Genomic DNA, 11,343 nt, shown 5'->3' on the forward strand with positions numbered 1-11,343 from the left:
TGACCCCATGGATTCTCGCTCATTCCGTGGCAACTGCAGCCAGCAGCGCAGCTGCAAGATACAGGCCCAGACCGAACACACTGTGTGCGACCAGGCTGCGCAGGCGGGCCTTGCCCGGCGCCGGCGTCTTCGATGCCGCGATGCCCGCGCCCATGCACGGCTGCAGGATGAAGAAGGGCGCGGCCACACTGAGAATGCCGAACAGCAGTGCGGGCAGCACGGTAGGGGCACGCAGCCAATCTGTGCCGACCACCGCCAGCAGCAGCCCAGCGAAGATCACCCCGATCAGGTAATGCGCGGTCCAGCCCAGCGCGCGTTCACCGTCGACCACCGCCGAGCGGCCGATGCCATCGTGACGGAAGCGCCCGCGCGGCAGGTGGCCCAGCCAGCGCCCCACCATCGCGAAATCCAACGAGGGAATGCCAAGCAGGCGCCGTTGCAGCAGCGCCCACAGATCCATCACTGCGGTCGCCCCCACACCGATCAATACCGCATCCACCGCCCATGTCGCCAGCCCGCTCATATCGCACACCTTCAATTGTTTGCTTGAATGATAGAGCGATGCTAGCGTGAGCCGCATGAACGCCGCAACCGATCCGCCACCGTCGCCGCTGGAAGCACTGGCCGAGATCGCCCGCACCCTCGGCCATGCTCACCGCCTGGCCCTGCTGGAACACATCGCCCAGGGTGAACGCGCGGTGGAACGGCTGGCCGAACTGACGGGGCTGTCGGTAGCCAATACCTCCCAGCATCTGCAGCAGCTGCGCCGCGCTGGCCTGGTACAGACCCGTCGCGACGGCAAGCGCATCCTCTACCGCAGTGGTGATGGCCCGCTGGGCAACCTGATGGCCGCGCTGCGCGACTACGCCGACCACCAGCGCAGCGAAATGCACGATGTGATTGCCGACAGCGTGCTGCGCCGCGATGCATTGGATGGGCTGACGGTGGAACAGCTGCTGCAGCAACGAGACAGTGTGGTGCTGCTGGATGTGCGGCCACAGGAAGAATTCTCGCTGGGGCACCTGCCCGGCGCGCTGAACATTCCCGTTACGGAATTGCGTGCACGGATGGATGAACTACCGCGTGCCGTCCACATTGTGGCCTATTGCCGCGGGCCCTACTGCGTGCTTTCCAACGATGCGGTGGCGATGCTGCGCGAGGCCGGACTGACCGCGCAGCGGCTCGCCGCCGGTTACCCCGAATGGAAAGCCGCGGGCCTGCAGGTCGATCTGCCCCAGCACTGAGTGAGTTGCGTGTCATGGATGATGTGTTCTCCCCGTTGATCGACAGCTGCTGGCGGCGCCTGTTCGCTGGCGAAGGCGTCCTGCAGGATGGCCCAGCGCTGCACATTGCCTGCAGCGACGAGCTCGATGAGGGCGAGGACGGCATGCTGCTGCAGCCGGTTTCCGGCCCTGCGCGCGCACTGCTGCGCCCTGCGCTGGCTGAACGCCTGCAACTGCAGGCACGCGCACACTGGACCCTGCAACATCTGCAACAGCGCCTGATCGACATCGGCCAGCGCACGCATGGCGCAGACCGCATTTTCTATTTCCCTGCCGCATCCCTGGCGGCATTGGCCGAACACCCTGCTCCACCCCACATCCGCCGTCTCGGCCCGGCCGACGCTGCTGCGTTTGACGTGTTCCAGGCCAGCGCCAGCGAGGAGGATCTCGATGCGGCCTGGGTCGAACTCGATCACTGGCAGGTGTTCGGCGCCTTCGCTGGCGAGCGGCTGGTTGCTGCGGGAAGCATGTACCCCTGGAGCCTGGATCCAGCCCTGGCCGACATGGGCGTGCTGACCCTGCCCGAGGCCCGCGGCCGCGGGCACGCGCGCCAGCTGGTACACGCCATGGCCGTGTCCGCGCAGGCGGCCGGGCTGCAGCCTCAGTACCGTTGCCAGCTCGACAACACCGCCTCGATCATTACCGCCGAGCGTAGCGGCCTGCGTGCGTTCGCCGATTGGGACACCCTTCTGGCGGCCGACTGAGGCCGCCGCAGTACAACAAGGAAGCAACATGAAATTGATGGTCATCGGCGCCAGCAGGGGCCTCGGTCGGGCGTTCGTGGAAGGCCTGTGCAGTGCCGGCGACACCGTCATCGGCGTTTCGCGCAGCCGTCCGCGCGACCTTGAATGCCCCGAGGGTGTCACCCTGCAGTGGATTGAAGCCGATCTGTCCCAGCCCACGTCGGCTGCCAATCACATCGCAGCGCAGGCACCGGCCGATCTGGATGTGCTGATCCACAACCTGGGCATCTGGGAAGAGACTGCCTTCAGCGACGAGTACGCCTTCCTCGACGAGAGTGATGCCGCGCTCACCCAACTGGTCGACGTCAACATCACCGCCACCCTGATGCTGCTGCAGCGCCTGCTGCCGCGAGTGCTCGGCGCGCCGCGCCCGCAGCTGGTGCTGACCGGCTCGACCTCGGCGCTGCCGCGCAGCGGCCGCCCGGAAGTGGCGTTCGGTGCGTCCAAGTTCGCACTCAATGGCATCGCCGATGCGCTGCGCGAAGGCTTCCGCGATCGCTGCCTGGCGGTGACCAGCCTGCAACTGGGCTACCTAAACACCGACGATGCACTGTCGGTGCCGGTTGCAGAGGCCGCAGCCCGCGGCGACGGCGCACTGGTGCCGGTGCATGACGTCGTCGCGATGGTGCGCGCGTTGCTGCAGTTGTCACCGTCCGGCTTCGTGCGCGAACTGGTGCTGCCGGCCATCGCCGACCCGCGCTACTGACCGTAGAGACCTTGGTCGGGACCCATGGTGGCCGCGTACGCGCCTGTGGTTTAACCTGCTCGCACTGGCCGTCGGTCACAGGCGGGAACCTGCTATGGATGCGCTATCACGGGTCTCGGCCCAGGTCCTGGACAGCGCCCTGCCCAGCCTGCCGTTGTACCTGCTGCAGGCCACGGCGGTGATCGGCATGATCGGCGTACTGCTGATCGCCACCCGCCGCTCCGGCCATGCCATCGAAGGCCGCCGCCTGTATGTAGGCGTAGCACTCGGCCTGATCTACCTGTTCAACGCCTGGTTCGTCGCCGGCTACACCCAGGGCGTGGTCAAGCTCAATCTCGGCTTCGACATCCTGCTGATCAGTGGACTGCTCGGTGGCTGGCGCGGCGGCCTGGCCTGCCTGGCCGCCAGCCTGCTGGCCCGTTACCAGTTCTCAGGCACCCAGTTCTTCCTTCCCGCAAGCATCGAAGCCACCCTGCAGATGATGGCCGGCATCTGGCTGCGCACGCGCCTGCACCCACGCATGCTCGGCGAGCTGTCAGCGCGCATGATCCTGCAGGCGTGGGGCGTGCGCATCGCAGTGACGGCGCTGGGGCTGGCGCTGGGCGTGGCCATCATCGGGGCCGCGCAGCTGCCGGTTGCCGAGCTGGCGATCCAGCGCGTACTGGCGCTGCCGGTGTCGCTGCTGGTGCTCGGCGCAGTGTTCGCGCTGGTCTACAACGATGCGCAGATCGATGCACAGCGGCAGCGTGAGCAGGCCTGGCTGCGCATCGACCCGATCAGTGGCCTGCCCAACATGCGCGCGCTCGGCGAGCGGCTGAAGCACTACTGGCGTGACAATGATGGCGTCGGCAAGGCCTGCCTGGTGGTGGCCGAGATGGGCAACCTGCGCGACCTTCGCCTGCGCTATGGGCCGCTGCAGGACAGCGGCCTGTGGCGGCACGACAGCACCGACGAGGTGCATCAGCTGCTGCCCTCGCTACCGGCGCACCAACTGGAGATCTACCAGTTTGGCGACGCGGCGTTGGCGATCCTGGTGCCTGACACCTCGCTGCCCGAGCTGCGCACGCAGGCACAGATCACCGACCTGGCACGCAACCTGGCTGATCTGGTCGGCCGCGACTGGCCGGGTTTCCGCCCACTGTTCCGCTGTGCGGTGGTCGAGCTGAAGCCACCGGCCACTGCCGACGATGGCCATCTACCATTCCGCGCGATCACCCTGGCGCTGAGTGCGATCGAGTCGGGCGTGGTGTTTTTCGATGATCCGGTCCAGCGCGACAGCGAGATCGACGCGTTGATCGAGCGCGCGCTCGAGCACTGGCTGCAGCATGGCGACGCGCCGCTGTGCTACCAGCCCAAGCATCGCCTTCGGGACCGGCAGCTGGTCGGCGCCGAGGCACTGCTGCGCATGCGTGACGGCGAGGACCGGCTGATCGCACCGATGCGGGTGATCTCGTTGCTGCGTCGGCACGGCCGGCTGGCCGATCTGGAATGGGCGACGCTGCAGTCAGCCATCCATTTCCTGCAGCGCTGCCATCAGGAAGGCAGCAAGCTGACGATCGCGGTCAATGTTTCCGCCGAGTCCCTGCGCCTGCCCGACTTCGGCCTGCGCCTGCAGGAGCTGCTGCAGTTGCACGACGTGCCGGGGTTGATGCTGCGCCTGGAAATCGTCGAGTGGACCGAGATCGTCGAGCGCGATGTGGTCGACGCCAACATCGCGCAGCTGCTGGCCGCCGAGGTGACACTGTCACTGGACGATTTCGGCGCGGGCTACTCGACCCTGATCCTGCTCTCACAGCTGGCCATTGCCGAGGTCAAGATCGAGCAGGCGCTGATCGCCACGCTGTCCGATGCAAAGTCACAGTCCATTGTCCGCTTCATCGTCGAAGTCGCGCATCGCTGCGGCGCCATCGTGGTGGCCGAGGGCACTGAGACCCTTGCCCAGGAGCAGCAGCTGCGCGCCCTGGGCGTGGATGTCGGGCAGGGTTATCTGTACTCGGCAGCGCTACCGGCGGATGAGTTCCGCCGTTTCGCTGCCAGCTAGATCGCGTAGAAACCCAGGAACATCGCCACCGCCGATTCGGCCACGCGTGCGCGCTCCTGTTCGTTCAACGGCGCCTGCCCCATAGTCACCTGCGGCCAGAACGCAAAGCTTTTCACCAGGCCGTGCAGCTGGTGGCCAGCAAACTCCGGATCGACCTTGCGCAGCCGCCCATCGGCGATGGCCGCACGGATCCAGGCACTCTCGCCACTCTCCTTCTCGCCCATGCGGCAAACGATCGCCTGCGCCCGTTCCGGTGAATGGATGATCTCGGCCATCGCCACCCGCGCCAGGTCGATGAAGTTGGCATCGCTGAGCAGTTCCAGCTTCTGGCCCAGCAGCTGCAGCAACTGTGCCTGCAGTGACTGATCGGTGCGATACGGCAAAGCATCGCTGGCCACGCTGCGCTCCCACAGCTCCTCCAGGATCATCGAGAACAACGCTTCCTTGCTCGGGAAGTGGTTGTAGACGGTGCGCTTGGAGACCCCGGCCACCTCGGCGATGCGATCCATGCTGGTCGCCTCGTAGCCGGCCGCGCGGAACTCCTCCACCGCCGCCCGCACGATGGCTTCGCGTTTGCGGTCGGTCAGGCGTTGCGGGGCACGGGGCATGGCGGAAACCAGATAACTGAACGGATGCGCACATTTTACACCCGGGAGTGTACTTTTGAAAAACACGAAACTACACTGTGCAGTGTACCCAGCGGACGTCACCCATGAAGCGCCTGCTCCTTGTCCTTTTGCTTGGAATCCTCGCCGTGACCGCCTACACCTTCTGCAAGTCCTGGTCCCTCCCCGACTTCCCCGATTCGCCGCAGTACCGCGATGGCAGGTTCCGCAATGCCCTGCCGCGTCCGGCAATGGGCCTGCGCGATGGCGCGGAGATCTGGTGGACCTTCCTGTTCAACAAGCCCAAGGGCACCGTGCCGGCGCACCCCATTCCGGTGCAGCCGCTGGACCGCGCAACCCTGGACGCCGCACCTGATCGCAGCCTGTTCCGGCTTGGGCATTCCACGATCTTGCTGAAGCTGCGCGGGCAGTACTGGCTGACCGACCCGGTGTTCTCCGAGCGCGCCTCGCCGGTGCAATGGATGGGCCCGGCCCGCTTCCACGCGCCGCCGATCAGCATCGACGAACTGCCGCCGATCGCCGGCGTGATCCTCTCGCACAATCACTACGACCACCTGGACCACGCCGCGGTGATGCAGCTGGCCGGCAAGACCACGCGCTTCATCGCCCCGCTTGGCGTGGGCGACCAGTTGATTGCGTGGGGCGTGGACGCCAGCAAGGTGGAACAGCTGGACTGGTGGCAGTCGACCGAAGCCAGCGGCCTGCGCCTGACCGCCACCCCGGGCCAGCACTTCTCCGGCCGTGGGCTGGGCGACAGCGACCGCAGCCTGTGGGCTTCGTGGGTGATCCAGGACGGCGACTTCCGCATCTTCTTCAGCGGCGACACCGGCTATTTCGATGGCTTCAAGACCATCGGCGAGAAGTACGGCCCGTTCGACCTGACCATGATCGAAACCGGCGCCTACGACCCGCGCTGGGCGTTCGTGCACATGCAGCCCGAACAGACTCTGCAGGCGCACCTGGACCTGCGGGGCAAGTGGCTGCTGCCGATCCACAACGGCACCTTCGACCTGGCCCTGCACGCCTGGCAGCAGCCGTTCGAGCGCATCACCGCCTTGGCCGCCGCAAAGAACGTGCCGGTGGCCACGCCGATGATGGGCGAAGCACTGGACATGCAGGCGCCCGAAGCGGGCACGCGCTGGTGGGAGATGGTGGAGCTGTAACGGGGTAACTCGACGCAATGCATCCCGCGGCTCTACACCGGAAAGCAGACCGCGGTGGCACCGGCCACGCCCAGCAGCGCTGCAGTGCGTCATGTAACCGATTACACGCCCTGCTAGCGTAGCGCCTGCCCGATTCCGGCCGCACCTGCGAGGCTGTCCGCAATGACGTTGCGCGTTGAACGTTCCAGGCTCTCCCCCCTGCCCCCCTTCGTCCGGCCAGCCTTCACGCTGCTGCTTGCCACCCTCGCCTCGGCCGCACACGCGCAGAACCTGCCTCCCCGTACCCAGTGGCAGGCCAGCGCGTCGTCGCAGCAGGTTCCGGCGATGGCCATCAGCCGCCTGATCGACAACGATCCGAAGACGGTGACCGGTGGCGCGTTCAGCCCCGGCCACTGGTTCCAGATCGATCTCGGCAAGCCTGCGATGCTGGCCGGTGCACGCCTCACCTGGGATGTTTCCAACCCCGAAGGCTATTCGCTGCAGACCTCGCTCGACGGCAAGCAGTGGCAAAGCGCCTACGTCATGGGCGATTCGCTGGGTGGCATCGAAACCCTGTACTTCGCGCCGCGACAGGCCCGCTACCTGCGCCTGGCCAGCCCGCAGCGCACCTCCGACTGGGGCGTATCCATCTTCGAAATGGAACCGCTCGACACCGCACTCAGCGCACGGGTGACCGGGCTGGGCGCCACCCAGTCCGCTGCGCTGTGGCAGGGCGGCGGCACGGTTGCCATCCCCGCAGGCAAAGGCGGCATCCACACGCTCGACATCACCCTGCCCCGCGCCCAGCCCAGCACCGGGCTGGCAGTGGACTGGGCCAACGTGCACGGCGCTGCACGCCTGCAGGCACAGGACGCACAGGGCCGCTGGCACGAACTGGCGCGCGACGCGCAGGCGGCGACCCGGCAGCAGAGCTGGCTGGCGGCCGACGCGCCACTGGACATCAAGGCACTGCGGCTGACCGTGGAAGGTGATGCCCCCCAGGTCAAACGCATCCGCCTGCTCGGCCCGAAGGCGGTGATGACGCCGATGAAGCGCTACCAGATCGCCGCCAGCGGCGCGCAGCGCGCGTTGTTCCCAGCCTCGTTGCACATGCAGCAGACTTACTGGACCGCAGTCGGCGTGCATGCGGGCCGGCAGAAATCGATCTTCGACGAATACGGCAACATCGAGGCCTACAAGGGCGCACCGCTGGTGCAGCCGATCTGGCGCAGTGCCGATGGCCGCGCGACCGGTGCCGCCGAACAACCGGTGCAGCACGCACTGCGCGATGGCTGGAAGCCGATGCCGTCTGCCACGTGGTCACCGCAGCCCGGGCTGGAACTGCGCAGCGAAGCCTTTGCCATCGAGCGCGACGGGCAACCGGTCACCTTCGTGCGCCATCGCCTGCGCAACACCGGCAGTTCGGCCATCGAAGGCACGCTGACCCTGGCAGTGCGACCGATGCAGATGAATCCGCCGTGGCAGAACGGTGGCCTGTCGCCGATCCGCCAAGTGGCCGTCGAAGGCAACCGCGTGCGCGTCAATGGCCGCACGCTGCTGCAGTCGCTCAGCGCGGTGGATGCCGCTGGCACCGCGGCCTTCGGCAACGAAGGTGACACCGAGATCACCACGGCCATCGCCAGCGGGCAGCTGCCTGCCGCACAGCAGGCACGCGATGAGCAAGGATTGGCCGCAGCCGCATTGAGCTACCGGATCCGCCTCGCCCCCGGTGCCAGCGACGCGGTGGTGGTGGCCTTCCCGCTCGGTACCGCCACCGCCGATGCCAATGGCGTGCTGCCGGAAGCACCGGCCCTCAGCCTTGCGTCGCTGCCGCGCGACGGCGACAAGGCCTTCGACACGCTGGCCAGCCGCGCCTCCGCCGATTGGCAGGCGCGGCTGGGCCAGGTCGGCCTGCGCCTGCCCGACCCTTCACTGGTGGACATGCTGCGCGCACAGGCCGCCTACATGCTGATCAACCAGACCGGCCCGGCCATGCAGCCCGGCCCGCGCAACTACAACCGCTCCTTCATCCGCGATGGCATGGCCACCTCGGCCGTGCTGCTGCGCATGGGCGAAGCCAAGGTGGCACGCGACTACCTGGCCTGGTACAGCGAACACGGCGTGCACGGCAATGGCCTGGTGTCGCCCATCCTCAACGACGATGGCAGCGTCAATACCGGCTTCGGCTCGGACATCGAGTACGACAGCCAGGGCCAGTACGTCACCCTCGTTGCCGACGTCGCCCGGCTCGATGGCGGGCCGGAAAGCGTGCGTGCCTACCTGCCCAAGGTGAAGGCCGCGCTGCGCTTCCTGCAGGAGCTGCGCGAACGCACGCTGGTGCCGGGCTACATGGCCGACCAGCCATCGCCGGAGCGCTTCGCCGGCATCCTTGCGCCATCGATCAGCCACGAGGGCTATCCCTCACCCACCCACAGCTACTGGGACGACTACTGGGGCCTGAAGGGCTGGCATGACGGCGCGTGGCTGGCCGAATCGCTGGGCGACCACGAAACCGCCACGTGGGCGCGCGAACAGTACAAGGCGCTGTATGACGCACTGCATGCCTCGATCCGCGCAACGATGGCATGGAAGGGTATCGACTTCATTCCGTCATCGGCCGACCTCGGCGATGGCGATCCAACCGGTGTATCGATCGCGCTGGACCCCACCGGCGCCCAGAGCGTGCTGCCGGCCGAAGCCCTGCGCACCACCTTCGCCCGCTACCTGGACGATGTGCGCAAGCGCAACCAGCCTGGTGCGCTGTATGCCTATACACCGTATGAAATCCGCAACGTGCTGAGCTACGTGCACCTGGGCCAGCCCGAAGCGGCCGACGAGCTGCTGCAGGGCCTGCTGCACGATCGCAGGCCGCTGGAATGGCAGGTGCTGGCCGAGGTCGTGCACTCGCGGTTGCGCTTCCCGCGCTATCTGGGCGACATGCCGCACACCTGGATCGGCGCCGAATACGGCCGCACCCTGTTTGGCATGCTGATGCGCGAGGACGACGACGCGTTGTCGCTGCTGCCGGGTACGCCTCCTTCGTGGGTCGCTGGCGACGGCCTGGCCGTGGACCGCCTGCCCACCGCCTATGGCACCCTGCAGATGCAGGCACGCCAGCACGACGGCAACCTGACCGTGTCGCTCGGCAAGGGACTGCGCAAGGGCACGCCGGTACGCGTATGGTGGCCCAGCCGTACCCTGCCCAAGGACGTGCGCGTGGATGGGCGATCGGTACGGAACTTCGACAAGGACGGCGTGCTGCTCGATGGCCCGTTCCGCACCCTGGAGGCACGTCGGCAGTAATGCCGATGCAGGAACCGAAGTGATCGAACTTCTACTCGATGGCAGCCCTGTCGCCGCCGCTACCGACGATCAGCTGGCCAGCGCACTGGCGCTGGCCGCATCCATGCCCCAGTTCGAGCTGTGGGCATCGGTGCCCGACGGTCCATCGCTGTGCATGCTGCGCAATGCCGAGCATGCATGGCTGATGTACCTGCGCGAGCCCGGCGATGACGGCTTCCATTCCTGCGGAAACGAACACCGCGCCGGCAACGCCTACTTCCGCCTCGACAATGGCCAGGTGGATGGCTATCCCCTGGCGTGGTGCATCGGCATCGAGGCGTGCTTCGCCGCGATCAGTTTCTTTCACGGCACTGGAGGCGCCCGCCTGGAACACATCGATTGGCAGCCCTGACCCCGGTAGAGGCCGACCTTGGTCGGCATGCCCCGCCTCGCATTCCGGTGGCTGCCCTCCGGTAGATGCCGACCTTGGTCGGCACGCCTTCCGTCGAGCAAGCTCGACGCCTACCAAGCGGCATCACTAGAACCCCGGCAACCCCGGCGGATTGGTCTGCGACTGCGGCACCGCTTCCTCGGCTACGTTCCAGCGCGCCAGCACCTTCGCGTAGGTACCGCTGCTGATCTGGGTGTTCAATGCCTGGGTCACCGCATCGGCCAGGCCACTGCCCTTGCGCGTGGTCACCGAGATCGCCGCTGCGTCCGGCCAGCCACCCGGGAACAGGCCAACCCGGCGCACCTTGCCATCGCGCGCCGAGTAGGCGCCGGTGGCATTCGGCTCGAACGACACGTCGGCGCGGCCTGTGATCACTGCCAACCGCCCGATCACCGCATCATCGAAGTACTGGTACTCCACCGGTTTCAGGCCTGCGGCGATGTTCTGCTTGTCCCATTGGCGCAGAATCTGGTCCTGGTTGGTGCTGGCGCCGACCACCACCTTCAGCCCGGCCACGTCGGCTGGCTTTTCGATCTTCTGGATCGGCCCATCACTGCGCGTGTAGATGCCGAGCAGATCGTAGCGGTAGCTGGAGAAGTCGAACTTCTTCTTTCGCTCTTCAGTGACGGTCACATTGGACAGTACTGCATCGTACTTGCCCGACTCCAGCCCAAGCGGCCAGTCGGCCCAGGCCACCGGCACCACCACCAGTTTCAACCCCAGCCCATCGGCGATCAGGCGGGCGATATCCGGCTCGACGCCCACCACGTCCTTGCTGTCGGCGCCGTAGTCGGCCAAGGGCAGCTGGCCAGGATGGGTGGCGATGGTGAACGCACCGGGCGTGACGAAGCGGTAGCCGGCCGGGATCAATGCCTGCGCCTTGGGATCGAGCGTTCCTTTCAGCACCGCCGTATTCGCACCGGCAAGGCTGGTCGCGGCCACGACGCTCGCGTCCGGTGCCTGGCGCACGCGTGAGTAGACGATGCCGGCAATGCCAATGACCAGCACGCCCACGATCAACAGGGTGCTGCGCGAGGGGCGACGCGGTGCGGCAGGGCTCATGGCGTTC

The 11,343-nt window shown here is 66.9% G+C and carries 10 protein-coding genes; 7 read left to right on the forward strand and 3 right to left on the reverse strand.

Annotation, left to right across the window (positions count from 1 at the left end):
• Positions 1 to 19: 19 nt before the first annotated feature.
• On the reverse strand, positions 20 to 523 hold the full coding sequence (locus V9K93_RS18950) for a DUF2938 domain-containing protein (RefSeq protein ID WP_046982851.1): 504 nt from the start codon (positions 521 to 523) through the stop codon (positions 20 to 22).
• 55 nt (positions 524 to 578) lie between these two features.
• Here V9K93_RS18950 and V9K93_RS18955 point away from each other — a divergent pair, with 55 nt between their 5' ends.
• From V9K93_RS18955 to V9K93_RS18970, 4 genes are all read left to right on the forward strand, one after another.
• Positions 579 to 1,244, forward strand: coding sequence for an ArsR/SmtB family transcription factor (locus tag V9K93_RS18955; RefSeq protein WP_046982852.1), 666 nt, complete (start codon positions 579 to 581; stop codon positions 1,242 to 1,244).
• A gap of 14 nt (positions 1,245 to 1,258) precedes the next feature.
• Positions 1,259 to 1,987, forward strand: a complete 729-nt coding sequence (locus tag V9K93_RS18960) for a GNAT family N-acetyltransferase (protein WP_136638712.1) — start codon at positions 1,259 to 1,261, stop codon at positions 1,985 to 1,987.
• A gap of 28 nt (positions 1,988 to 2,015) precedes the next feature.
• Positions 2,016 to 2,732: an SDR family NAD(P)-dependent oxidoreductase gene (locus tag V9K93_RS18965; protein ID WP_046982854.1), complete on the forward strand. Its 717-nt coding sequence runs from the start codon at positions 2,016 to 2,018 to the stop codon at positions 2,730 to 2,732.
• Positions 2,733 to 2,826: 94 nt separating this feature from the next.
• On the forward strand, positions 2,827 to 4,773 hold the full coding sequence (locus V9K93_RS18970) for an EAL domain-containing protein (RefSeq protein WP_337303023.1): 1,947 nt from the start codon (positions 2,827 to 2,829) through the stop codon (positions 4,771 to 4,773).
• Here V9K93_RS18970 and V9K93_RS18975 read toward each other — a convergent pair.
• Entirely contained in the window at positions 4,770 to 5,381 is a 612-nt protein-coding gene (locus V9K93_RS18975; protein WP_337303024.1) for a TetR/AcrR family transcriptional regulator, read from the reverse strand. The genes V9K93_RS18970 and V9K93_RS18975 overlap by 4 nt on opposite strands.
• A 104-nt stretch (positions 5,382 to 5,485) precedes the next feature.
• Here V9K93_RS18975 and V9K93_RS18980 point away from each other — a divergent pair, with 104 nt between their 5' ends.
• The 3 genes from V9K93_RS18980 (at position 5,486) to V9K93_RS18990 (ending at position 10,235) form a co-directional block, all read left to right on the forward strand.
• A complete protein-coding gene (locus tag V9K93_RS18980) occupies positions 5,486 to 6,562 on the forward strand; it encodes an MBL fold metallo-hydrolase (protein WP_136638708.1) in 1,077 nt (358 codons plus the stop codon).
• A 162-nt stretch (positions 6,563 to 6,724) separates the two neighbouring features.
• Positions 6,725 to 9,844, forward strand: coding sequence for a discoidin domain-containing protein (locus V9K93_RS18985; RefSeq protein ID WP_337303025.1), 3,120 nt, complete (start codon positions 6,725 to 6,727; stop codon positions 9,842 to 9,844).
• A gap of 19 nt (positions 9,845 to 9,863) precedes the next feature.
• Entirely contained in the window at positions 9,864 to 10,235 is a 372-nt protein-coding gene (locus tag V9K93_RS18990) for a hypothetical protein (RefSeq protein WP_337303026.1), read from the forward strand.
• A gap of 126 nt (positions 10,236 to 10,361) precedes the next feature.
• On the opposite strand, the gene V9K93_RS18995 is transcribed toward V9K93_RS18990, so the two are convergent.
• The gene (locus tag V9K93_RS18995; protein WP_337303027.1) at positions 10,362 to 11,336 is read right to left on the reverse strand and encodes an ABC transporter substrate-binding protein; all 975 of its coding nucleotides are present in this window, start codon (positions 11,334 to 11,336) and stop codon (positions 10,362 to 10,364) included.
• Between the last annotated feature and the right edge of the window lie 7 nt (positions 11,337 to 11,343).

It is taken from the genome of Stenotrophomonas sp. CCNWLW162 (assembly GCF_037203745.1).
GTDB classification, from domain to species: domain Bacteria; phylum Pseudomonadota; class Gammaproteobacteria; order Xanthomonadales; family Xanthomonadaceae; genus Stenotrophomonas; species Stenotrophomonas maltophilia_AQ.